This window comes from Micromonospora sp. bgisy143 (assembly GCF_057708145.1).
The window spans coordinates 452,033-476,471 of record NZ_JBYIRN010000003.1; the positions used below are offsets into that span (position 1 = coordinate 452,033).

The following is a 24,439-nucleotide window of genomic DNA, read 5'->3' on the forward strand; positions in this document are numbered from 1 at the left end:
GATGTCGACGACCGCCTCGCGTACCCCGGACAGCCGCCGGCTCATGGCCGACGCGCTGCGCACCATCGAGGACCTGCGCCGCCGCCTCGCCGACAGCCGTGCCGGCTGGCTGGACGAACCGATCGCCATCGTCGGGATGGCCTGCCGCTTCCCCGGCGGCGCGCACTCGCCGGAGGAGTTCTGGACCCTGCTGCGCAACGGGGTGGACACGACCTCGGAGTTCCCGGCGGACCGCGCCGACGCCCGGGCGTACCACGACCCGGACCCGGAGGCGCCGGGCAAGGCGTACACCATCCGGGGCGCCTTCCTCGACCAGGTCGACCGGTTCGAGCCGGAGGCGTTCGGGATCTCCCCGCGCGAGGCGCTGGGCATGGACCCGCAGCACCGCATCGCGTTGGAGATCTGCTGGGAGGGGTTGGAGCGCGCCGGCTACGCGCCCGACCGGCTCGACGGCTCGCGCACCGGCGTCTACTTCGGGCTGAGCACGACCGACTACGTACGCTCCCGGCAGGCCGTCGGCGACATCGACGACGTCGACTTCTACCAGCTCACCGGCGAGCCCAGCTTCCTGGCCGGTCGCATCTCGTACCTGCTCGGACTGCGGGGGCCGAGCAAGGTCGTGGACACCTCCTGCTCGTCGTCGCTGGTCGCCCTGCACGAGGCGTGCCAGGCGCTGCGGCTGCGGGAGTGCGACCTGGCGTTGGCGGGCGGGGTGAACCTGCTGCTGTCGCCGTACGGCTTCGTGATGATGAGCAAGTTCCGCGGGCTGTCCGCCGACGGGCGGTGCAAGACCTTCGACGCGTCGGCCGACGGGTACGCCCGTGGGGAGGGCGCCGGTGTCGTGGTGCTCAAGCGGCTGTCCGCGGCGCTGGCCGACAACGATCCGATCGTCGCCGTGGTCCGCGGCTCGGCGGTCAACCACGACGGTCGCTCCAGCGGCCTCACCGTGCCGAACCCCCTCGCCCAGCAGGACGTGGTCGGCGCGGCTCTGGCCCAGGCCGGCGTCGGGCCGGACGGCGTGGACTACGTCGAGGCGCACGGCACGGGCACCTCGCTGGGCGACCCCATCGAGCTGCGCTCGCTGGAGGCGGTCATCGGCCGGCACCGCCGCCCCGACGACCCGCTGCTGGTGGGCTCGGTCAAGACGAACATCGGGCACCTGGAACCGGCCGCCGGCATCGCCGGCCTGTTCAAGGTCGTGCTGGCGATGTCGCACGGCGAGATCCCACCGCACCTGCACCTGAACGAGCCGAACCCGAACCTGGACTGGTCCGGTCTGCACGTCCGGGTGCCCGTGGCGTGCACGCCGTGGCCGGATCGGGGTCACCCGCGCACCGGCGGGGTGAGCAGCTTCGGCGCGAGCGGGACGAACGCGCACGTCGTGCTGGCGGCGCCCCCGGCGGGTACCGTCCGCGCCGGTTCGCAGCCGCCGTACGGGCTGTTCCTGGCCTCCGCGCGTACCGAGGAGGCGCTGCGCGAGACGGCCGACCGGCACGCGCGGTGGCTGCGCGGCCCGCACACCGTGTCCCTCGCCGACGCCTGCTACACCACGCACGTCGGTCGCGCGGTCCAGGCACACGGCCTCGCCGTCACCGCCGCCGACACCGACGAACTGGCGGACGTCCTGTCGGCGTACGCCCAGGGCCGCCACCCACGCGGGCTGACGGTGGCCGCGCTGCCCCGCCGCCGCGATCGCAAGGTCGCCTGGCTCTTCACCGGCCAGGGCGCCCAGTACCCGGGCATGGCCCGCGGGCTGCTCGGCAACACCGCCTTCCGCGCGGCGTTCGAGGAGGTGGCGGCGCTCTTCGACCGCGAGCTGCCCCGCCCGTTGGCGGACGTGCTCTGGGCCGACGGCCCGACGCCGCTCGACGACACCCGGTACACGCAGCCGGCGCTGTTCGCGGTCGAGTACGCCCTCGCCCAGATGTGGCTCTCCTGGGGCCTGCGACCGGCCGCGGTGGCCGGCCACAGCGTCGGTGAGCTGGTCGCCGCCGTCGTCGCCGGGGTGCTGGACCTGCCCGCCGCCGCCACCCTGGTGGCCGCGCGGGCGCGGCTGATGGCCGAGCTGCCGGCGGGCGGCGCGATGGCCGCCGCGGGCTGCACGGAGGACGTCGCCGTCGCGGCGATCGACGGGTACGCGGGAACGGTCGCCGTTGCCGCGGTCAACGGGCCCGAGGACGTCACGCTCTCCGGTAACGCCGCGCACCTGGCCACCGTCCTGGAACGGCTGGCGACCGACGGTGTCCGCACCCGGCGGCTGGCCGTGTCGCACGCGTTCCACTCGCCGCTGATCCAACCCGTGCTGGAGCCGTTCCGGACGGTGCTGGCCGGGCTGTCGTTCCGCCCGCCGCGCATTCCGCTGGCCTCCAACGTCACCGGTCGGCTGGTCGGCCCCGACGACATCGGCCCGGACTACTGGCTGCGGCACGCGGCCGGCGCGGTCCGCTTCCGCGACGGGGTGCGCGCGCTGCACGACGCGGGTGTACGCACGTTCGTGGAGCTGGGGCCCGCGCCGGTGCTGACCGCCCTGGCCGCCCGTTCCCTGGCCGGCGAGCCGGACTGCGCGTTCGTGCCCACGCTGCGACGGGGTGGCGAGGACCTGCGTGCGGTGCTCGACGCGGTCGGCGCCGTGAGCCTGCGGGGTTCCCGTCCGGACTGGCGGGCCTTCCACCAGGGCGAGGACGTGCGCGCGGTGCCGCTGCCGACGACGCCGTGGCGCGGCGCGCACTACTGGTTCCGCGAGGTCGGGCCGGTGGCCGCGCCGGTGTCCGCACCGGCCGCCGCCGAGGAGGCCGGGGCTGCCGTCGTGGGCGGCGACATCCCGGGCATCGGCCGCCGCCTGCCCGGACCGGTGCCGGCGTACGAGGTGACGTCCCAGGCGCTGCCCGGCGAGTCGCCGGATCTCGGCGCGATGCTGGACGTGGCGATCCGGGCCGCCACGGACAGCCTGGGCGGCGGGTGGCGGTGCGCCGAGGAGTTGAGCCTGCACGCGTCGGTGCCCACCGGCGACCGGGGTCACCTGCGGCTCACCGTCACCGCGCGGGACGACGGCTCGGCCGCCTGGGAACTGCTCGGGGTCACGGCGGCCCGCGAGGCGCTGGCCGCACCGTGGATCCGGCACGCCAGTGGGGTGCTGCGTCGCCGGTGGCCGGCCGACCGCCCGTACCCCGACGAGGACGCCGACGCCGGGACCGCACCGGAGATTCCGGTGCCGGACGGCGCGGGCTGGCACGAGGTGCTCGACGCGGCACGGGTCGCGGTGACCGTGGCGGGCGGGGCCGAACCGGTGGCCGAACCGACGGTGGCCGGTTGCGGTGCGCTCGGCGGTGTGTCCGTGACGTCGGGTGGTGCCCCGGCGCCGGCCGGCGTGCGGGCGGTGCGGGTCCGAGCCGGGTCCGTGCGCGCGGTCGACGACGCGTTGACCGGCGCCGTCGACCTGCTCGACGTCGACGGTGTCCCGATCGGCTACGCGCGGGACGTGACCGTCGCGTCGGTGCCCGCGCCGGCGCACTGGGACGACCCGGCCGACCTGCTCTACGAGCAGACCTGGGTGCCCCTGTCCGGGCCGTCCCCGCAGCCGCCGGCCGACCTGGCCGGACGGAGCTACCTGCTGGTGGCCGACCCGACGGGTCCGGATGCCGCGCTGGTGACCGGGCTGGCCGCGCTGCTGCGCGAGCACGACGCCGCGGTGAAGGTGGCGGCGCCGCCGGTGGTGGGCCGGGGAGCGGAGTGCCGGCCCGACCCGGACGCGGTTCGGGAACTGGTCAGCACCTGGTCCGCCGGCCCGGGCCGGCCCGCCGTCGCGGTGGTGCTGACCGGGCTCGACGCGCCCGCGTCGAAGGACTGTGCCGCCGCCAACCTGGAGGAGTACGCCGGGCGCGCGGACCTGACGACCCTTGCCCTCCTGGCCGCGATGCTCGACGACCCGGAGTGCGCCGACGCCCGGCTCACCCTCGTCACCCGCGCCGCCCTGCGGGTGCCGACGGAGTCCACCGCCGCCCCGGACGCGGTCGCCCCGGTCGCCGGCACCCTGTGGGGCCTGGGCCGGGTGCTGGCGCTGGAGCACCCGGACCGGTGGGGCGGCGCGATCGACCTGGACCCGGAGCGCCGACCCGGCGAGGACCGGCTGCTGCTGGCCGCGCTGACCACGGGCGGGCTGATCCCCGACAACCCGTCCGGCGTCGGTCGCGCCGACGGAGAGGACGGCTACGACGACCAGCAGGCCGTACGCGCCGACCGCCGGTACGCGCTGCGCCTGACGCCCGCTCCACTGCCGACCGAGGCGCTGCGCCGCCGGCCGCCGGTCCACGGCGAGGCAACGTACCTGATCACCGGGGCGTTCGGCGGGATCGGCCTGACCGTCGCGGAATGGCTGGCCCGCGCCGGCGCCGGCCGCCTGGTGCTGGTGGCCCGCACCCCGCTGCCGGAGCGGGACGGTTGGGCCGACGCGACCGGGGAGGAGGCGCGTCGGATCTCCGCCGTGCGACGGCTGGAACGGTTGGGGACCACCGTCGACGTGGTCGCCGCCGACGTGGTCGACGAGGCGGCGATGACCGCCGTCTTCGACGCGTTGGGACGGGACCCCCGGCCGCTGCGCGGCGTCGTGCACGCGGCCGGCGTGTCCGAGCCCGAGTTCGCCCGCACGGCCACCGACGCGGCGTACCGGCGGGTGTGGCGGCCCAAGGTGATCGGCGGCTGGCTGCTGCACCAGCTCACCCGGGACGTGGAGCTGGACTTCCTCATCGGCTTCTCGTCGATCGCCGCGACCTGGGGCTCACAGCACCTGGCCAGCTACGCGGCCGGTAACGCGTTCCTCGACGCGCTGGCCGGGCACCGGGACGCCGCCGGCCTGCCGGCCCTGTCCGTCGCGTGGGGCCCGTGGGACCTGCCCTCCGCGCTCTTCGGCGACGAGGTGCTGGCGTTCCTGAAGGCCACCGGACTGCGGCCGCTGCCGGCCGAGCAGAGCATCCGGTTGCTCATGGCGCTCGCGGCCGGCGACGCCGCGCAGCGGGTGGTGTGCGCGGTGGACTGGTCGGTGTTCAAGCCGGTCATGCAGGTCCACGCGGAACGGCCGATGCTGCGCGGCATCACCGCCGACGAACCGACCACCGAGGACGTCGCGGAGGCGCCGCTGGTGGCCGGGCTGCGCGCCGAGCCCGACCCGCGTCGGGTGCGGGCGACGCTCGGCGCGTACGCGGTCGAGTTGGCCACGGACGTCCTGGGCGCCACGTCGGGTGCCCTCGACGAGGAGAGCGACGTGCTGGCCAGCGGCATGGACTCGCTCATGGTGATGGACGCCGTCCGACGCTGCCGACGCGATCTCGGCCTCACCGTGCGCGCCGGTGACCTGCTCACCCTCGCCACCCCGGCACAGTGGGCCGACCTGTTCGCCGGGCTGCTGGCCGACCGGTCCGTCGACGCGTCCGCCGCCGACGCCGCCCCGCCCGGCGGCGACCAGGGCGGTGACGACCCGGCGGTTGACCAGGCCGGTGACCCGGCGTGGATCGCGGGCGACGTGACCCTCGCGCCGGACATCGAGGTGGTCGGCGACCCGCCGGCCCGGGTCCGCGACCCCCGACACGTCCTGCTGACCGGCGCGACCGGCTTCGTCGGTGGGTACCTGCTGCACACCCTGCTCGAGTCGACCAGCGCCCGGGTGTGGTGCCTGGTGCGGTGCGCCGACGAGGAGACCGGCCTGCGGCGGCTGCTGGACAACATGGAGCGTTATCTTCCGCTGCCGGCCAACGCCGTCGACCGGATCACGGTGCTCCCCGGCGACCTGGCCCGACCCGGGCTGGGCCTGACCGCCGACCGGTACGACGAACTCGCCGACCTGCTGGACGGCATCTACCACTGCGGCGCCCGGGTGCACTTCGGCTACAACTACCGGCAACTGCGGCCGGACAACGTCACGGGCACCGAGGAGGTGCTGCGGTTGGCCGCGCGGGGTCGGCCGACCGCGGTCCACCACGTCTCGACGTACGGCATCTGGGGCCTGCCGGCGCCCGGCCGGGACGTGGTCGGCGAGGACGACGACATCAGCACGGCCGGTCGGCTGGTGACCGGCTACGTGCAGACCAAGTGGGCGTCGGAGCGGCTGGTCGAGCTGGCTCGCGCGCGCGGCGTGCCGGCCGACATCTACCGGCCGGGCCGGGTGCTGGGCGACTCCCGCACCGGCGCGAGCCTGACCACCCACTTCACCACCCGGGTGATGAAGGGCTGCGTGCAGCTCGGGTTGGCGCCGGACATCGACATCAAGGTGGAGATGACGCCCGTCGACTACGTGGCGAACGCGCTGGTGCACATCTCCCGGTACGGCCCGGCCCTGGGTGGCACGTACCACCTGGTGAGCCCGTACAAGGCACTCTTCGCGGACGTGGTGCGCGCGCTGCGTCGGCACGGCTTCGCGGTCGAGGTCGTACCCGTCGAGGAGTGGTGGCAGGCGCTCAAGGCGACCTATGCCGTCGGCACGAACGAGCTGCACCCGGTCATGCCGGTGGTCCAGGAGTTCGTGGTCGGCGGTGAGGAGGCCGTCCACTACGCCGTCGACAACACCGAGGAACAACTGCGGGGCACCGACCTCCGGTGCCCGCCGTTGGATGACGACCTACTCGACACCTACCTGCGCTGGATGGTGCGGACCGGTTACCTGCCCGCTCCCACAGCTGCCGATGAAGGAGCTTGAACGACATGACTGATCATCCGCGCAGCGCGCCGGAGTACGACGTCGCGATCATCGGGTCCGGCCTGTCCGGCACGATGCTGGCCGCCTGCCTGGCCCGCAACGGTGCGAAGGTGCTGATCGTCGACGGCACGACCCATCCGCGGTTCGCCATCGGCGAGTCGACCATCCCGGCGACGTCGATGATGATGCGGCTGGTCAGCGAGCGGTACGGGGTCCCCGAGATCAAGTGGCTGTCCACCTTCGAGGGCGTCCAATCCAAGATCAACACGACCTCGGGGGTCAAGCGCAACTTCGGGTTCGTCTACCACCGGCCGGGGGAGCGCCAGGACCCGCGCGAGACCCACATGTTCCCGATCCCCAAGGTCACCCACACCGAGAGCCACTTCTACCGCCAGGACATCGACAACTGGATGCTGACGGTCGCCGCCAAGTACGGCACCACGGTCCGCCAGCAGGTGCGGATCACCGGTGTGGAGATCGACGACGACGGTGCCACGCTCAACCACACGGGCGGCCACTTCCGGGCCAAGTTCGTGGTCGACGCCAGCGGCTTCCGGTCGGTGCTGGCCGAGCAGTTCGGCCTGCGCGAGGAGCCGACCCGGTTCCGCCACCAGTCGCGGTCCCTGTTCACCCACATGGTCGGCATCCGGCCGTACGACGAGCTGGCTCCCAAGTCCCGCTACGGGCACCCGAGCCCGTGGCACGACGGCACGCTGCACCACCTGTTCCGGGGCGGCTGGATGTGGGTGATCCCGTTCGACAACCACCTGCGGGGCACCAACGACCTGTGCAGCGTCGGCCTGCAACTCGACCCGCGGATCCACCCGGTGCCGGACTGCTCGCCCGAGGAGGAGTTCCGCCGCTTCATCGCGCAGTACCCGGACATCGAGCCGCAGTTCGCCCAGGCCCGGTCGGTGCGGGACTGGACCCGCACCGGCCGGCTGCAGTACTCGTCGCGGCAGACGGTCGGCTACCGCTGGTGCCTCACCTCGCACGCCGCCGGCTTCCTGGACCCGCTCTTCTCCCGAGGGCTGTCGAACTCGCTGGAGACGATGCACGCGCTGGTGCACCGCCTGCTCTCCGCGATCGAGGACAATGACTTCTCGGTCGAGCGGTTCGAGTACATGCAGGAGTTCGAGCAGGGTCTGCTGGACTTCAACGACGACCTGGTCGCCAACGCGTACACGTCGTTCGGTGACTGGCGACTCTGGGACGCCTGGTTCCGCATCTGGTCGCTCGGGCAGTTCATCGCCACCTTCGAGGTGAACCGGGCGTACGCCCGCTTCCTGGACACCCGCGACCCGGCCGTGCTGGCCCCGCTGGAGCGGCCGTGGTGGCGCGGGCGGGTCATCCCGCAGGACTCGCCGTACGGCGCGGTCATGGGTCTGTTGCAGCAGGTCAACGACATGACCCGGGCCGTGCAGGAGGGGCGGGCGGAGTCCGGGGAGACGGCCGCCGAGCTGCTGCGGCTGCTGCGCGAGGCGGACTTCGTGCCGCCCGCGTGGGGACTGGCCGACCCGGACAACCAGTGGACCGACGCCAACTTCTTCGAGATCGGCAAGACCCTGCGCTGGGCCCGCAAGAAGGCGCCCAAGGCCGTCGGCGACCTCACCTACGAGGGTCTGACGCTCTTCATGAAGAAGCGCTTCTCGCCCGGCGAGTTCGCCGTCGGCGAGGAACTCAAGCACCTCATCGCGCGCTGGCCCGTGGTCGGCAAGCGGCTCCGCGTCCCGACGCCGAAGTGAATCCGATGGATAGGGAGTCCAAGATGGAAGGTGCGGCCGCGCACAACGGGATGTTCGACGTGGTGGTGATCGGCTCCGGGCTGGCGGGCTCCACCCTGGCGGCGTGCCTGGCCGCCAACGGCGCCCACACGCTGGTGATCGACGCCGGCACGCACCCGCGCTTCGCCGTCGGCGAGTCGACGATCCCGTACACGTCGATGGCGATGCGGTTGATCAGCGAGCGGTACGGCGTGCCGGAGATCAAGTACCTGAGCACCTTCGAGTCGGTCTACGCGCACATCAACACCACCGGCGGGGTGAAGCGGAACTTCGGCTTCGTCTACCAGCGTCCGGGCGAGAAGCAGCGGCCCGAAGAGTCCAACATGTTCCAGATCCCGAAGATCCTGAACACCGAGAACCACTTCTTCCGCCAGGACATCGACAACTTCATGCTCACCGTCGCGGCGAAGTACGGCGCGGTGATCCGGCAGCAGACGCGCATCGCGGGTGTGCAGGTCGACGAGGACGGGGTGACGCTCGATGTCGGTCCCGGCGCGCCGGTGCGGGCCCGCTACCTGGTGGACGCCAGCGGGTTCCGCTCGGCGCTGGCCGAACAGTTCGACCTGCGGGAGGAGCCGACCCGGCTGGAACACCACTCGCGGTCGCTGTTCACGCACATGGTGGGCGTGCGGCCGTACGACGACTTCGCGCCGCGCGGCACGTACGGCAACCCCACCCGGTGGCACGAGGGGACGCTGCACCACATCTTCGAGGGTGGTTGGATGTGGGTGATCCCGTTCGACAACCACCCCCGGTCCACCAACGACCTGTGCAGCGTCGGCGTGCAGTTCGACCCGCGGATGCACCCGGTACCGGACTGCTCGCCCGAGGAGGAGTTCCGCCGGTTCCTGGACCGGTACCCGGGCATCGCGCAGCAGTTCACCAACGCCACCCCGGTGCGCGAGTGGGTACGCACCGGCCGGTTGCAGTACTCGCCGAAGAAGACGGTCGGCTACCGCTGGTGCCTCATGTCGCACGCGGCGGGCTTCGTCGACGCGCTGTTCTCGCGCGGCCTGTCGAACACCATGGAGATCATCAACGCGCTGACCCAGCGGCTGCTCGACGCGCTCAAGGACGACGACTTCGCCGTCGAGCGGTTCGAGTACGTGCAGGAGCTCGAACAGGGCCAGCTCGACTTCAACGACGACCTGGTCAACAACGCGTACATCGCGTTCCGGGACTGGGACCTGTGGGACGCCTGGTTCCGGGTGTGGGCGTTGACCCAGATCCTCTCCACCTTCGAGATCAACCGGGGCTACGCGCTCTACTCCAAGACCCGTGACCCCGCCGTGCTGCGGCGGATGGAACGGCCGTGGTGGCGGGTCGAGCTGCGCGAGTTCGACCGGTCCAAGGTCGACGACCCCGACCACGCCGAGGTGCTCGAGTTCCTGGCCGGCGTCAGCCGGATGATGCGGGCCGTCGACGCGGGCGAGGCTAAGCCCAAGGACGTCGCCAACCAGATCCGCGACCAGCTCGCCCGCGCCCGGTTCGTGCCGCCGGCGTTCGGCCTGGCCGACCCGGCGATCCGGATCACCGGCGCCTCCGCCGCCAAGGTGCTCGGCACCCTGCGCTGGGCGAAGCGGGACGCCCCGCCGGCGATCGGTGAGCTGACCTACGACGGCCTGACCCTCTTCATGCGCAAGCGCTTCGCCCGGGGCGAGTTCGAACCGGTCGAGGAGATCAAGCAGAAACTCGCCGGCTGGCCGGTGGTCGGCTCCCGGCTGCGCGTTCCCGAGCCGAAGTAACCCGAGGAAATTGGAGTGCACGGTGAGTGAATTGATCGAGGCCGAGAAGGCCACCTATGACGTCGCCATCCTCGGCGCGGGTTTCGCCGGCTCGATGCTCGGCGCGATCCTGGCCCGCAACGGGGCGAAGGTGCTGCTGGTCGACGCCAAGGCGCACCCGAAGTTCGCCATCGGCGAGTCCACCATCCCCAACATGCTGGTGTCGCTGCGCACCATGTCCGAGCGGTACAAGGTGCCGGAGTTGATGACCCTGGCGACGCTCACCGCGTGCCAGAAGATCATCTCGCCCTGGCACGGCAAGAAGGACCACTTCGCCTTCCTCAACCACCAGGAGGGCAAGCCGCAGGACCCGAAGCAGGTCACGATGTTCAACTTCCCGAGCCTGCTGCACGAGACGCCGCACATGTACCGGCAGGACACCGACGCGTACCTGTTCCACGCGGCGATCAAGTACGGCTGCACGGCCCGGGTGAACTTCACCATCGCCGACGTCGACTTCGACGATTCCGGGGTGACCGTCAGCTCGACCCGGGGTGAGCAGTTCCGCAGCCGGTACGTGGTGGACGCCAGCGGCTACCGCTCGCCGCTGGCCGAGAAGTTCGGGCTGCGCGAGGACCCCTGCCGGTACAAGCACCACTCGCGGGCCGTCTGGAACCACATGATCGACCTCAAGACCACCGACGAGGTGTTCAACCGCACCGGAGCGGACAAGCCGCCGGTGCCGTTCTACGAGGGCACCGTCCACCACCTGTTCCCGCGCGGCTGGTCGTGGGTGATCGCGTTCAACAACCACAAGGACTCGAAGAACCCGCTGTGCAGCGTGGGCCTCACGATGGACCCGCGGATGTACCCGAAGACGCCCGGCATGTCGCCGGAGGAGGACTTCTGGAAGCACATGCAGAAGTTCCCGGGCATGGCCGCCCAGTTCGAGGGCGCCCGGCCGATGCGGGAGTGGGTGGGCACCGACCGGGTCCAGTACTCGTCCAAGACCACCGTCGGTGACCGCTGGGTGCTGCTGGCCCACGCCGCGGCGTTCATCGATCCGCTCTTCTCCCGGGGTCTGTCGAACACCTGCGAAGCGGTCAACGTGCTGGCCTGGCGGATCCTGCGGGCGGTCGGCGACGACGACTTCTCGGCCGACCGGTTCGAGGGGGTGAACACCCGCCAGCAGGCGCTGTTCGACGGCAACGACAAGTTGGTCAACGCCGCGTACGTCTCGTTCGAGCACTACTCGCTCTGGACGGCGGTCTTCCGGATCTGGGCGTGGGGTTCGAACGCCGGCACGTTCCGGGCCCACGAGGCGTACCGCCGGTGGCGCTCCACCGGGGACGAGCGGCATCTGAACGAGCTCGAAGAGGTGAAGAACCCGGGCCTGCACTGGTCCGACCACGAGGGCTACGGCGAGCTGTTCGAGGACATGGTCAAGCAGTGCGGCGACTTCGAGGCCGGCAAGATCACCGGCGACGAGGCGGCCGACGCGCTCTACGACCACCTCAACCGGGCGCCCTTCGTACCGGACCACTGGGGCTGGAAGGACCGCCACCTGCGGTTCATCAACCCGACCCCGCTCAAGATCGGCCGGACGATGCTCTGGGCCGCGACCAAGGCGCCGCCGGACGTGCGGCGGCTGATGCTCGGCTTCCTGCGCGAGGCCGGCAAGGAGCAGCTCATGGGCCGGAAGATCTTCTAGGAGGCCGGATGACCACCACCGAACCCGACGCCGCGGTGTCGTACGACGTCGTGATCCTGGGCAGCCACCTGGCGACCGGCCTGCTCGCCACGGTCCTGGCCAAGCAGGACCTGCGGGTCCTGATCGTCGGCTCGCCCGACGACCCGGTGCTGCCCTCCGGCGACAGCACCGTGCCGTACACGACCGCTGTGCTGCACCTGCTGGCCGAGCGGTTCGACGTGCCGGAGATCGCCTCCTTCGCCCACTTCGAGGACCTGCCGGACGCGGTGCGCCGGACCAGCGGGATCAAGAAGAGCCTGGCGTTCCTGCACCACACGGCGGGCCGCCGGCACGACCCGGCGCACGCCGTGCAGTTCCACGTGCCGGGCGAGCACAGCGAGTGGCACCTCTACCGGCCGGACGTCGACGAGTACGCCCGGGAGTTGGCCGTGCGGTACGGCGCGTCGGTGCTGCCGGAACGGGCGTCCCGCACCGAGGTCCGGCTGGCCCCCGAGGCCGCACACCTGACCTTCGGCTCCGGGCGGACGGCGACCGCCCGGTTCGTGGTGGACGCGTGCGGCCAGGAGTCACCGCTGCGGGCGGCGACCGCCGACGGCGATCCGCGCCCGCTGCTGTTGCGGTCGAAGATGATGCACGCCCACCTGCGCGGCGTCCGCAAGTTCGAGGAGTGCAGTCGGCTCGCCGACTACCACCGGGCGACGACCTGGTCGCGGGGGACCGTGCACCACCTCTTCGACGGCGGCTGGATCCAGGTGGTGGACTTCCGCAACCACCACGACGCGGCCAACGACCTGTGCAGCGTGACGGTGGGACTGGACCACGACCGGTTCGACGACCTGCCGGCGGACCCGGACGCCGCGTTCCAGGCGCTGGTCGCGCCCTTCCCGAGCCTGGCGGAGCAGTTCGCCTCCGCCACGGCGAAGGAGGGCTGGACCACCTCCCCGAACTGGCAGCACCGGGCGGCGGTGACCCACGGACCGCGGTGGTTCGCCATGGAACGGTCGGCCTGCCGTACCGACGAGTTCCTGTCCCGGGACGTGACGATGACGGCGGAGATGGTCCACGCGCTCGGGGCCGCGCTGCCGCGAGCGCTGCGCGACGAGCCGGCGACGGGCGCGGTGCTGGCCGAGGTGGCCGCCTTCCAGGACGCCCTGATCGAGTTCAACGATCAGATCCTGGCCGCGGCCCGTACGGCCGCCGGCAGCTTCCCGTTGTGGAACGCGTACAGCCGGGTCTGGCTGCTCTGGCAGATCCTGGCCCACCTGTCGCTGAAGCGGGCCACGAACGACGCCCTGGCCGCCGGGACCTGGGATCCGGTCGAGCGGTTCGCCGACGGCGGACTGTGGTTCCGCACCCCGGACGGTCTGCGCCAGCTGTTGGACTGGTTCTTCGAGGTCTTCGCCCGGGTCCGGGCCGGTGGACTGCGACAGGCCGAGGCGGCTGACATGATCTTCCGGGAGCTGCGCCGGGCGCGGTTCGTGCCGCCGCTCTACCGGTTCGGCGACCCGGGCGCGCGGTACTACCACTTCACGATGCCCCGTCGCCTCCTCATGGTGGCCTGGGTCATGACGGTGGCGCCCGCGGACTTCAAGCGGCTGCTGACCAAGGACAACGTGACCGGCCGGCGGGACGACGCTCCGTCGCCGACCCGGGGGCGGACGTCGGTCGACGACGGGCGGGCCCACGACGTCGGACGCGCGGACGGCCCGGCCGCCGGCGCGCCCGGCGTCACTCAGCCAGGTCGGCGGTGAGGTAGTGCTGGATCGTGCGACCCATCATCCGGGCCAGATCGTCGCGGTCGTGCCGGGACAGCTCGGTGCCGTCGATCAGGTAGCGGCACAGGGCCAGGCCGATCACCTGGGACGCGGCGAGCGCCGCCCGCAGTTCGTGCCGGTCGGGGCTGACCCCCTCGGCCAACGTGCCGAAGAACGCCCGGACGAACTCGTCGCGCATCAGCTCGGCGATCTCGTCACTGGTCAGCGAGGCGGACAGCCGGGCCCGGTAGGAGATCGTCGTACGCGGGCTGTCCCAGTGGGCGAGCAGGGCGGTCGCGGTGGCCCGGCCCAACCGACGCCGGCTGCCGGCCAGCAGCTGTTCGGCGAGCTCGACGGGGTTGCCCTCGACCTGCACCGCGTGGCGCAGGAGTTGCTCCTTGGAGCCGTAGTAGTGCCGCACGAGCCGCGGGTCGACACCCACGCGCCGGGCGACGCTGCGGATGCTCACCCCGGTCAGGCCGCACTCGGAGATTTCCCGCCGGGTGACGTCGAGGATCGCCTGCCGGATGCCGCTGCCACCGTCGAATCCCTGCTGCGTCGTCAAGGCAACCTCTTACGAGTTCCCGTACGCCCGAGCGCACGGCCCGATGAAAAGCCTAAGTCTAGACCTTTGAGGATATGTCAGTCCGGTCCGGGTTGCTCCTGCAAGCCGGTCATTCCGCCGCGCCGGTTCACCACGCGGTCGAGGGGGCACCGTGGACTTCGCCTGGACGCCTGAACAGCGGGACGCGTACGACGAGGTGCGCGCGAGCGCCGAGCGGGCCTTCCCGCCCACCGCCGACGCCAGCCGGCTGCACGACCGGGAGGCCTGGCGGCGGCTCGGTCGACTGGGGCTGCTCGGCCTCTGCATTCCCGCAGAGTACGGCGGCGGCGGTCAGGGCGCGCTGGACACCGCGCTGCGGGTCGAGGCGTTCGGTCGGGGCTGCGCGGACACCGGTCTGGTGTTCGCGGCCAGCGCGCACCAGTTCGCCTGCGCGGTGCCGATCGCCGGGTTCGGCGCGCCCGAGGTGAAGAAGGGCCTGCTCCCGAGGATCTGCTCGGGCGAGGTGGTGGCCGGCAACGCGATGACCGAGGCGGGCGCGGGCTCCGACGTGTCGCGGCTCGCCGTGACCGCGACGGAGACGGCGGACGGCTACCTGCTCAACGGTGAGAAGACGTTCGTGACCAACGGGCCGGTGGCCGACGTGCTGGTGACCTACGCGACCACCGATCCGGCGGCCGCCCACCTCGGTGTCACCGCGTTCGTGCTGGACCGGGACACTCCCGGCCTGACGGTCAGCGAGCCGTTCGACAAGATGGGCCTCGTGTCGGCGCCCGCCGGACGGGTGTCCTTTCAGGACTGCCTGGTGCCGGCCAGCCGGGTGCTCGGCGAGCCGGGCCAGGGCGCGGCGATCTTCCAGCACTCGATGCGCTGGGAACGCGCCTGTCTGTTCGCCGGATATGTCGGCCTGCTGGACCGCCTGGTGGAGCGCTGTGTCGAGCACGTGCGATCGCGCCGTCAGTTCGGCCGGCGGATCGGCGACTTCCAGGCGGTGGCGAACCGGATCGTGGAGATGAAGCTGCGGACGGAGTCGGCGCGGCTGCTGCTCTACCGCTGCTGCTGGGAGATGGACAACGGCGGCGGCTCGGAGCTCAACGTGGCGTTGTCGAAGCTGGCCGTCTCCGAGGCGGCCGTCGCCGGGGCGCTGGACGCGGTGCGCCTGTTCGGCGGGCTCGGCTACCTGCGCGACACCGGGATCGAGACGATGCTGCGCGACGCCGTCCCCAGCACGATCTTCTCCGGCACGTCGGACGTCCAGCGGCTGCTCATCGCCCGCGAACTGGGCTTGTGAGGGCGGCGGCGTGACCAGGGAGGTGTCCAGCGTGCGGGACGTGGACCAGTCCGATCCGACGGGTGGCGTGGGGATCCACGGCTACCTGGCCGAGTGGGCCCGACGTACCCCGGACGCGCCGGCGGTGGTCGCGGACGACGAGCAGCTCACCTACGCGGAGCTGGCGACGGCCGCGCGGCGCCTGGCGGCGGGGCTGGCGCGCGCCGGGGTGTCCCCGGGTGACCGGGTGGTGCTCTGGTCCGACAAGCGGGCCGGCGCGGTGGCCCTCATGCAGGCGGCGTTGTCGCTGGGCGCGCCGTACGTGCCGGTGTCGGCGGCGAACCCGCCCGCCCGGGTGTGGCGCATCGCGGCCGACTGCGCGGCGACCGTCGTCGTCGCGGACGGCCCGGCGGCGGATCGGGTCGCCCGCGACGGCGGCGCCCCGGACGGGCCGCCGATGGTGTCGTTGGACGAACTGGCGCGGTGGGGGGCCGAGGCGGACGTGCCGCCGGTGCACCGACCCGGGCCGGACGACCCGGCGTACATCCTCTACACCTCCGGGTCGACGGGGGCTCCGAAGGGCGTCTGTCTGAGCCACCGCAACGCCGCCGCGTTCGTCGAGTGGGCCGGCGACCTGCTCGCCGTGTCGCCACGGGACCGGCTGGCCAACCACGCTCCGTTCAACTTCGACCTGTCGGTCTTCGACCTCTACGCGGCGTTCCGCGCGGGCGCGTCGGTGCACCTGGTCCCGGCCGAGCTGGCGTACGCGCCGGTGCAGTTGGCGCGGTTCGTCCGCGACGAGGGCATCACCATCTGGTACTCCGTGCCGTCCGCGCTGACCCTGATGATCCGGGACGGCGGGCTGCTCGACGGCCCGCCACCGCCGGCCCTGCGGGCCTGCGTCTTCGCCGGTGAGGTGATGCCGATCCGGTACGTGCACGAACTCCGGGCCGCCTGGCCGGGCGTACGGCTGCTCAACTGGTACGGACCCACCGAGACCAACGTGTGCGCGTCGTACGAGGTCACCGACGTCGACGAGGGGCGCGACCGCCCGCTGCCGATCGGCCGTCCGGCCAGCGGCGCGGTGCTGACCCTGGTCCCGCCGGACCCCGACGGCGCCGCTGGTGCCGGTGAGTGCCCGGAGGGCGAGATCGTGGCCGACGGGCCGACGGTGATGCTCGGCTACTGGGGGCGCGAGCCGCAGCGCGGACCGTACCGGACGGGTGATCTGGGGCGGTTGGCGTCCGACGGCACCCTGGAGTACCTGGGCCGCCGCGACGACATGGCGAAGGTGCGCGGCAACCGGGTCGAACCGGGCGAGATCGAGGCCGTCCTCGCCGCGCATCCGGACGTTGCCGCGGCCGCGGTGGTCGTCGCCGGCGTCGGGCTCGCCGCGCGGCTGCACGCGGTCGTGGTGCCGGCGGGTGACCGCCGACCCGGCCTGCTGGAGATCAAGCGTTGGTGCGCCGGACAGCTGCCGACCTACATGATCGTCGACTCGGTCCAGGCGGCCACGAGCCTCCCGCTCACCCCGAACGGAAAGACCGATCGAGCCGCGCTGTTGGCGGCGATCGAAGGAGGTGGACCATTACTGGCACCGAACTAGTCAACGTGGCGCCGAGTGCGTTCCTGGCGATCATGGGCTCGCTGGCCAGCGGCGTCAGCGTGGTGACCGCACTCGACGCGTCCGGGCGGCCGCACGGCCTGACCTCGTCGTCGGTGTGCAGCGTCTCGAAGGACCCACCGCTGCTGCTGTTCTGCGTGCGGCAGGTGAGTTCCACCCTGGACGCCATCCGGGAGACCGGCGGATTCGCCGTCAACTTCCTCGATGCCGACGGCCACGAGATCTCCGATCTGTTCGCCAGCTACAACAGCGACAAGTTCGCGAACGTGGCGTGGCGTCCCGGCGACGTGGCCGGTATGCCGCGGCTGGAACCCACCGTCGCCTTCACCGAGTGCGCGCTCCACGACGTGATCACCGCTGGTGATCACGTCATCGTGCTCGGCCGCCTCGTCGGCGGCGCGACGGCGCCGGACCGGTTCCCGCTGGGCTATTGGCGCGGGACGTATGTCCGGGTCTCCCACCCCCATTACCGACGAGAGGAGCGCAACGGGCAGCGACCCAGCGATCCTTCCCAGTCAATCCATCTCGAGTAGGGAAACAGAGTGGACAAGAACCAACCAGCGACCCACAGCGCCGCATGGACGTGGATCGCGGCGCTCGTCGCCGTGTTCATGGTCGCGATCGACACCCTCGTCGTCACGACGACGCTACCGGTCATCCGGACCGAACTCAGCGCGAGCCTTGAAGATCTCGAATGGATCGTCAACGCCTATACGCTCACCTTCGCCGTCTTTCTGCTGACCGGCGCTGCCCTCGGTGACCGCTTCGGCCGGCGGAAGGTCTTCACCATCGCGCTGCTGGTCTTCACCATCGCGTCGGCGCTGGCGGGCCTCGCCGACAACATCGAGTTCCTGATCGCCGCCCGCGCGGTGCAGGGCCTCGGTGCCGCGGTCGTCCTCCCGCTGACCCTCACGCTGTTGGCCAGCGTCGTGCCGGCGCGCCAGCGCGGTCACGCGTTCGGGCTGTGGGGCGCGATGGTGGGTCTCGGTATCGCCCTCGGGCCGGTGATCGGCGGCGCGGTGACCGAAGCCTGGTCCTGGCAGTGGATCTTCTGGGTCAACGTGCCCATCGGTCTGCTGCTGCTGCCGGTGATGACGCGCGTCCGGGAGAGCCGCGGCGGCTACGGCCGCCTGGACCCGGTGGGCGTCGTCCTGGTCACCGCCGGCATGCTCGGCATCGTGTCCAGCCTCGTGCGGGGCAACAGCGCCGGCTGGGACAGCCCCTCCATCCTGGCCGGGTTCATCATCGGCGGACTTCTCGTGCTCGTGTTCATCTTCTGGCAGTCGCGGGCCCGTACGCCGATGGTGCCGCTGTCGTTGTTCCGCAGCCGAGGCTTCAGCCTCACCATGGTGGCGACGATCATCATGCCGTTCGGCGTCTTCGGCGCCGTCTTCCTCGGCACCCAGTACCTGCAGAGCATCCTCGGCTACTCACCGCTGGAAGCCGGCGTCCGTACCCTGCCGTGGACGGCCATGCCGATGATCGCGGCACCGATCTCCGGCATCCTGACCGACAAGATCGGCGGTAAGCCGCTGGTGATCCTGGGCCTGACGATGCAGGCCATCGGCGTCGGCTGGATCGGCTCGGTCGTCGGCGACCTGACGTACTCGAAGCTGGTGGTGCCGTTCGTGATCACCGGCCTCGGTCTGGGCATCTTCCTCGCGCCGATCGGCCGGCTGGCCTTCGGGTTCGCGCCCGCCGAGCTGGAGGGGGTGGCTTCCGGCGTGTCCAACGCGATCCGGCAGACCGGCACCGTGATGGGTGTGTCGGTGGGCGGCGCGATCCTCGGCGCGAACGGCGGCTACGAGTCGGTGGCGACGTTCGTCAACGGCCTGGAGGAGGCCCACCTGGTGGCCGCCTGCGCGCTCGCCGCGGGCGCGGTCATCGCGCTGTTCATCCCGCACCTGCGCACCCAGGGTCACGGCCACGCGGTGGAGGAAGAGGAGGAGGTCCTGGCGGCGGGCGCTCCGACCTGAGCGGTCCACGGGAATCGAGGCCCCGACCGTGCGGTCGGGGCCTCGATCGCGCCAGGGGGGCTTGGCGCGATCGGAACGGTCGATGGTGAGGTGGTGGACCACCGGTAGCCGGTGTCGCAATGGCGGCAGGCGCGACGGTGGGAGCTGGTTGCGCCCGCAGGGGCGTCGGGTACCGGCTCGACGTGCCCGGACCGGGACGTCACGGCGCGGAACGCGGGGTCGTTCGAGAACGACATCGGCGTTGGCCCACGTCAAACGGGTTGGCCGGAGGCGGCTGATTGCCGTGCTCGCATTCGTGTGCGTCATCTCGGCCCGGGACGCCGTGCCCGATGAGACCTATTCAAGCCGGAACGGTCCACAACCCGACCGGTGCCGCGCGATGGCCCACCCATTTAGGGGGGGACAGCGCGGCCCTTGGCAGGATAACATCCATCGATGAACTGGCGGTACGCTAATGGGGGATGGGGCCACCAGGGATATGAAGTCATCAGCGCTAGCAGTTACGGATGTCCAGGTGCTCTTCTACGAGCCGGAAGGGCTGTTATTGACAGCGGGACTATTGCCGGCTGACGCAGGCGGGCGCGAGTACCGCGTAATGTTTCAATTAAGTTACCTGGGCAGTGGTGAGATTACCGCGCACGTGGGCTTCCAGCAGTGCGACGGCACCGACAAGACGGCACCCGAGTTTGTCACGGTGGAATTGCTGGGAGCGACACGACACCGCATGCCCATTATTTGGACGGCTTCGGCATCGGTGCGAGCCGAGCAGGTGAACTGCCGGCTCATCATCTGGGGGGAACCCGCCGGCGACGACCTGCTGCGGGGGGAGTTGATCGCCGAGGTGTCCGGGCGGCTGCCGGTGTTGACGGCCAGGTGCCAGGCCTCGGTGACGCAGGCGGAACTGCCCACCCACGAGCGCGTCGCCTAGTCGGCTGGCTGCCCTCCGTCGTGGCGCGGAGGGCGGTCAGCCCCCGGGAGAGGTGACATGGCAGTCCCTTCGCGGTCAGCGGCTCGACAGACCGGCCGGACGCCGGGTGCTGCGGGTTGTCGGATCACGCTTGCGGTGAGCTGGCGCCCTGCCACGGGCGCAGGCGGGGGATCCACGCCGGCACCGCGGCGCGGTAGGTGTCGTACGCGTCGCCGTACCGTCGGCGCAGGCCGGGTTCCTCGTAGAACCGTACGAACGCGGCCTGGATGAGGGCGATGGCCAACCCGTACCACAGGAGCGCGGCCTGGCCGAAGATCAGTGCCTGGCCGAGGATGGCCGTCACCACCGCCACGTACATGGGATTGCGGACGTACCGGTAGGGCCCGCCGATCACCAGGTGTTCGGTCGGCGCCACCGGGGCCGGAGTGCCCAGGCCCTCCACCACGAACCGCACGAACGACTGCAGGAGGAACGCCACCGCGGCAACCAGCATCAGCGCGCCGACGACTCGCACCGGCTGGTAGAAGGCGAACGGCGTTTCGACCTCCCAATCGGATATCCACCACGGCACGAGACCGGCGACCACGCCCGGCGCGGCGCAAAAGAAGACGAGACTTCCGACGACGGCCCGTGTTCGTAGCACTGCGCCATGCTACGGCGCGTGCGGGGCACCATGTCAAGGCATCGTTACGTAGTGTTGTCGTTGCCTCGCCACAGAACCTCCGTATTTCCGCACGTAGGAAGGCGATACTATGGCGTTTGCCCCCATACGATGAATAGGGCATGCGATGAACTGGGAAAGGTGAACTTGTGGGCGCGGAGGTGTCCCCGAACGGTGCTCCACGACGACGGACGGGGCGACGTGTCGGGCCGACGGTGAGCCATCAGCTCATCCTCGAGATCGCTCGTGGACAGTTCGCGGAGCGGGGCTACGAGGGCACCACGGTGCGCACCATCGCCCAGGAGGCGGGTGTCGACAGCGCGTTGGTGCACCACTTCTTCCTCACCAAGGAGGGCCTGTTCGAGGCGGCGGTGCGGGGTGCCCTGCAGCCGCCCGACCTGGTGGAGCGGGCGATGAAGGGCCCGCGTGGCCAGGTCGGCCGGCGCGCCGTCGAGCTGTTCTTCAGCCACTGGGACGAGCCCGACACGGCGGCGCGGCTCGGCGGCATCCTGCGGTCGATGACGGCCAACGACATGGCGGCGGACGCCGTCCGTAACTTCCTCGGCGACCAGGTGATCCTCCCGTTGACCCGGGCGTTGGGTCATTCCCAGCCGGAGCTGCGCGCCGCCATGGTCGGCTCGCACCTGATCGGTCTCGCCACCACCCGGTACGTCTTCCGCGTACCGGCGATCGCCGAGCTCACCGCCGCCGCTCTGGCCGCGGGCACGGGCAAGGCCATCCAGACCTACCTCACGGGCGTCCTGGCCTGATCCGCCCGCCCTCGGTGGGCGGACGTCACCGTCGTCGGGCCAGTGGCCGACGTCGATCCTTGTGCGGCATCCCCTTGACGAACCCGTGTGGGCTTCTAGAATTCATCGAGCAGGGATGTCATCAGAGGGGGAAAGGCCGGCGGGTTTCCCGGCTTCCCGGATGACGCCCCACGGGGGAGACCACGTCCGGCGACCTGGGAGGGGTTTGTGCCGACAGACCAACGCGACGAGATACTCGGCCAACTGATGGTGTACGTGCGCCACGAACTGATCGGCGACCAGGACGAGGCGGTCACCGGAGTCGACCTGCGCCCCGACTCGCCACTGCTGGAGTGGGGCGTCCTGAACTCGCTGAACACGGCTCGGCTCATCGCGTTCGTCCGGGCGGAGCTCGACGTCGACGTGCCGCCCTCGCACATCACGGGACGGCACTTCCGCAGTCTCGACACCATCACCGACCTGATCCTGTCGTTGCCCCGCGCCTGACAGGCCCGCCGAGGAGGCGCCATGAACACCAAGCCAGCAGAGTGGGACGTCGGCATCATCGGAGGCGGGCCCGCCGGGTCCACGGCCGCCGCGTACCTGGCCAAGGCGGGACTGTCCGTCGTGGTCTTCGAGAGCGCGCACTTCCCGCGCGAGCACGTGGGCGAGTCGTTGGTCCCGGCCACCACACCGGTGCTGTTGGAGACCGGGGCGATGGCCGCCGTCGAGGCCGCCGGCTTCCCGCGTAAGTTCGGCGCGGCGTGGACGTCGGCCGAGTCGCGGCCGGTGAGCCACATGGGCTTCTCCAACCTCACCCACGACTTCCGGCTCGCGGAGGTCATGTTCAACGAGCGGGACCAGGCCGGCGTCGACCGGGATTACACCTTCCACGTCGACCGGGGCAAGTTCGACCAGATCCTGCTGGAGAACGCGGCGAGCCTCGGTGCCGAGGTCCACCACGGCGTACGGGTCAACCGGGTCGACTTCGACGGCGAGCACCCCGTCATGCACACCCGCTCCGCCGACGGGCAGCGCGAGGTGCCGGTGCGGCTGGTGGTCGACGCCAGCGGCCGGAACACCACGTTGGGCAGTCAGCTCAAGGTGAAGGTCGCCGACCCGGTCTTCAACCAGTACGCGATCCACACCTGGTTCGACGGCTTCGACCGGCAGGCGCTCTCGGCGGAGCAGTCGAAGTCCGACTTCATCTTCATCCACTTCCTGCCGCTGACCGACACCTGGGTGTGGCAGATCCCCATCACCGAGACGGTCACCTCGATCGGCGTCGTCACCCAGAAGGCCCGGTTCGCCGAGGCCGCCAAGGAAGACCTGGAAGCATTCTTCTGGGAGTGCGTGGGCAGTCGGCCCGAGCTGGAGGCGGCCCTGCGCAGTTCCGAGCAGGTACGGCCGTTCAAGGCCGAGGGCGACTACAGCTACGCGATGAAGCAGATCTGCGGCGACAACTTCGTCATGATCGGCGACGCCGCCCGCTTCGTCGATCCCATCTTCTCCACCGGCGTCAGCATCGCCCTCAACAGCGCCCGGCTGGCCTGCAACGACATCATCGCCGCCGCCGAGGCGGGTGACTTCAAGCGCGAGCGGTTCACCACGTACGAGATGTTGCTGCGACGCGGCGTGCGGAACTGGTACGAGTTCATCTCGGTCTACTACCGGCTCAACATCTTGTTCACCGCGTTCGTCCAGGACCCGCGGTATCGCCTCGACGTGCTGAAGATGTTGCAGGGCAACATGTACGACGAGGCCGAGCCCAAGGCGCTCGTCGAGATGCGGAACGTCATCCGGGCCGTTGAGCAGGACCCCGAACACCTCTGGCATCCGTATCTCGGTGAGCTGTCGGCTCCGACGGCGGCTCCCATCTTCTGACCACAAGGGGGCCGCTCGGCCCCGGTAGGGGGGACATCAGTGAGCGTGGGCAGCAGTGTGTTCAGCGACCTGGCTGTGCACCACGTCGAATTCCATGTGACCGACGCGGTCTGGGCGGCACGCGAACTCGCCGCACAGTACGGCTTCGCCGTCGCCGGCTCACGCCGCACCGAGGACCACGTGTCGGTGGCGCTGCGGCAGGGTTCGACGGTTCTCGTGGTCACCGAGGGGCTCGTCGACGCACACCCGGCCAGCCTGTACGTGCAGCAGCACGGCGACGGGGTCGCCGACCTGGCGATGCGTACCCCGGACGCGACAGCGGCGTTCGAGGTCGCGGTGTCCCGCGGCGCGCGGGCGGTGGCCGAGCCTGCCGCCCGCGACGGGTTCGTCACGGCCACGGTCGGCGGCTTCGGCGACGTGACGCACACGTTCGTCCAGCCGCCCGAGGGTGCGGCCGGTCCGGTGCTGCCCGGCCTGACGCCCGGTCTACCGGACGGGCACCTGCTCCCGGCGGGTCCGGGGCCGGAGTTGGGCGTGGTCGACCACCTCGCCGTCTGTCTCGAGGCGGGCACGCTCGAGGAGACCGTGGAGTTCTACCGCACGGTGTTGGACTTCGACATGACCTTCGAGGAGCACATCCTGGTCGGCAACCAGGCGATGTTCTCCAAGGTGGTGCAGAGCCCGTCCCGGTTGGTCACGCTCACGCTCATCGAGCCGGACGCCTCGGCCGCCGCCGGGCAGATCGACGACTTCCTCAAGGGGCACGGTGGCCCCGGGGTGCAGCATGTGGCGCTCTGCTCGCCGGACATCGTGTCGGCGATCTCGGCGTTGACCGATCGCGGCGTGGAGTTCCTGCGCACGCCGGAGACCTACTACGACCTGCTCGGCCAGCGCCTCGACCTCGCCCGGTACGACGTGGACCAGCTCCGGTCCCGCAACATCCTCGTCGACGAGGACCACGACGGCCAGCTGTTCCAGATCTTCGCCCGGTCCACCCATCCGCGCCGCACGTTCTTCTTCGAGGTCATCGAGCGGCTGGGTGCGCGCACCTTCGGCAGCGGGAACATCCGGGCGCTCTACGAGGCGGTCGAGGCGGAGCGGACCAAGACCCACGACGTCCTGTGACC

Annotated in this window: 16 protein-coding genes; 14 read left to right on the plus strand and 2 right to left on the minus strand. The window is 71.2% G+C overall.

The features are described 5' to 3' along the window. Nucleotide 1 precedes the first annotated feature (1 nt). Genes AC3EN4_RS07555 through AC3EN4_RS07575 form a run of 5 tightly spaced genes read left to right on the plus strand, consistent with a single transcriptional unit; the run spans nt 2 to nt 13,655 of the window. The gene (locus AC3EN4_RS07555; protein ID WP_435205202.1) at nt 2–6,685 is read left to right on the plus strand and encodes a thioester reductase domain-containing protein; all 6,684 of its coding nucleotides are present in this window, start codon (nt 2–4) and stop codon (nt 6,683–6,685) included. 5 nt (nt 6,686–6,690) lie between these two features. Continuing rightward, nucleotides 6,691–8,430, plus strand: coding sequence for an NAD(P)/FAD-dependent oxidoreductase (locus AC3EN4_RS07560; RefSeq protein WP_422735494.1), 1,740 nt, complete (start codon nt 6,691–6,693; stop codon nt 8,428–8,430). 23 nt (nt 8,431–8,453) lie between these two features. Next, complete coding sequence (locus tag AC3EN4_RS07565; protein WP_435205203.1) at nt 8,454–10,214, plus strand: NAD(P)/FAD-dependent oxidoreductase; 1,761 nt, start codon at nt 8,454–8,456, stop codon at nt 10,212–10,214. 22 nt (nt 10,215–10,236) lie between these two features. Continuing rightward, complete coding sequence (locus AC3EN4_RS07570) at nt 10,237–11,904, plus strand: NAD(P)/FAD-dependent oxidoreductase (protein WP_435205204.1); 1,668 nt, start codon at nt 10,237–10,239, stop codon at nt 11,902–11,904. A gap of 8 nt (nt 11,905–11,912) precedes the next feature. Beyond that, the gene (locus AC3EN4_RS07575; RefSeq protein WP_435205205.1) at nt 11,913–13,655 is read left to right on the plus strand and encodes an NAD(P)/FAD-dependent oxidoreductase; all 1,743 of its coding nucleotides are present in this window, start codon (nt 11,913–11,915) and stop codon (nt 13,653–13,655) included. Here AC3EN4_RS07575 and AC3EN4_RS07580 read toward each other — a convergent pair. Continuing rightward, nucleotides 13,633–14,223, minus strand: a complete 591-nt coding sequence (locus tag AC3EN4_RS07580; protein WP_422735489.1) for a TetR/AcrR family transcriptional regulator — start codon at nt 14,221–14,223, stop codon at nt 13,633–13,635. The genes AC3EN4_RS07575 and AC3EN4_RS07580 overlap by 23 nt on opposite strands. A 151-nt stretch (nt 14,224–14,374) precedes the next feature. On the opposite strand from AC3EN4_RS07580, the gene AC3EN4_RS07585 reads away from it, so the two are divergent. The 5 genes from AC3EN4_RS07585 to AC3EN4_RS07605 all read left to right on the plus strand — a co-directional run bounded on the left by AC3EN4_RS07585 (nt 14,375) and on the right by AC3EN4_RS07605 (nt 20,018). Beyond that, the gene (locus AC3EN4_RS07585; protein ID WP_435205206.1) at nt 14,375–15,511 is read left to right on the plus strand and encodes an acyl-CoA dehydrogenase family protein; all 1,137 of its coding nucleotides are present in this window, start codon (nt 14,375–14,377) and stop codon (nt 15,509–15,511) included. A gap of 10 nt (nt 15,512–15,521) precedes the next feature. After that, on the plus strand, nt 15,522–17,096 hold the full coding sequence (locus AC3EN4_RS07590) for an amino acid adenylation domain-containing protein (protein ID WP_435205207.1): 1,575 nt from the start codon (nt 15,522–15,524) through the stop codon (nt 17,094–17,096). A gap of 5 nt (nt 17,097–17,101) precedes the next feature. Next, the gene (locus AC3EN4_RS07595; protein ID WP_422735486.1) at nt 17,102–17,647 is read left to right on the plus strand and encodes a flavin reductase family protein; all 546 of its coding nucleotides are present in this window, start codon (nt 17,102–17,104) and stop codon (nt 17,645–17,647) included. 9 nt (nt 17,648–17,656) lie between these two features. Next, nucleotides 17,657–19,090 carry a DHA2 family efflux MFS transporter permease subunit gene (locus tag AC3EN4_RS07600; RefSeq protein ID WP_435205208.1) on the plus strand — a complete coding sequence of 478 codons (1,434 nt, stop codon included), beginning with the start codon at nt 17,657–17,659 and terminating at the stop codon, nt 19,088–19,090. A 514-nt stretch (nt 19,091–19,604) separates the two neighbouring features. Continuing rightward, complete coding sequence (locus tag AC3EN4_RS07605; RefSeq protein WP_422735484.1) at nt 19,605–20,018, plus strand: hypothetical protein; 414 nt, start codon at nt 19,605–19,607, stop codon at nt 20,016–20,018. A 124-nt stretch (nt 20,019–20,142) separates the two neighbouring features. Here AC3EN4_RS07605 and AC3EN4_RS07610 read toward each other — a convergent pair whose 3' ends face one another. Beyond that, nucleotides 20,143–20,661 carry a methyltransferase family protein gene (locus AC3EN4_RS07610; RefSeq protein ID WP_435205209.1) on the minus strand — a complete coding sequence of 173 codons (519 nt, stop codon included), beginning with the start codon at nt 20,659–20,661 and terminating at the stop codon, nt 20,143–20,145. A 233-nt stretch (nt 20,662–20,894) separates the two neighbouring features. Here AC3EN4_RS07610 and AC3EN4_RS07615 point away from each other — a divergent pair, with 233 nt between their 5' ends. The 4 genes from AC3EN4_RS07615 to hppD all read left to right on the plus strand — a co-directional run bounded on the left by AC3EN4_RS07615 (nt 20,895) and on the right by hppD (nt 24,437). Then, a complete protein-coding gene (locus tag AC3EN4_RS07615; protein ID WP_422735482.1) occupies nt 20,895–21,449 on the plus strand; it encodes a TetR/AcrR family transcriptional regulator in 555 nt (184 codons plus the stop codon). Between the two features lie 207 nt (nt 21,450–21,656). Beyond that, nucleotides 21,657–21,935: a phosphopantetheine-binding protein gene (locus AC3EN4_RS07620; RefSeq protein WP_355047938.1), complete on the plus strand. Its 279-nt coding sequence runs from the start codon at nt 21,657–21,659 to the stop codon at nt 21,933–21,935. Nucleotides 21,936–21,956: 21 nt separating this feature from the next. Next, a complete protein-coding gene (locus tag AC3EN4_RS07625; protein ID WP_422735481.1) occupies nt 21,957–23,312 on the plus strand; it encodes an NAD(P)/FAD-dependent oxidoreductase in 1,356 nt (451 codons plus the stop codon). 39 nt (nt 23,313–23,351) lie between these two features. Further along, nucleotides 23,352–24,437, plus strand: coding sequence for a 4-hydroxyphenylpyruvate dioxygenase (gene hppD / locus AC3EN4_RS07630; protein WP_435205211.1), 1,086 nt, complete (start codon nt 23,352–23,354; stop codon nt 24,435–24,437). Nucleotides 24,438–24,439: the final 2 nt, after the last annotated feature.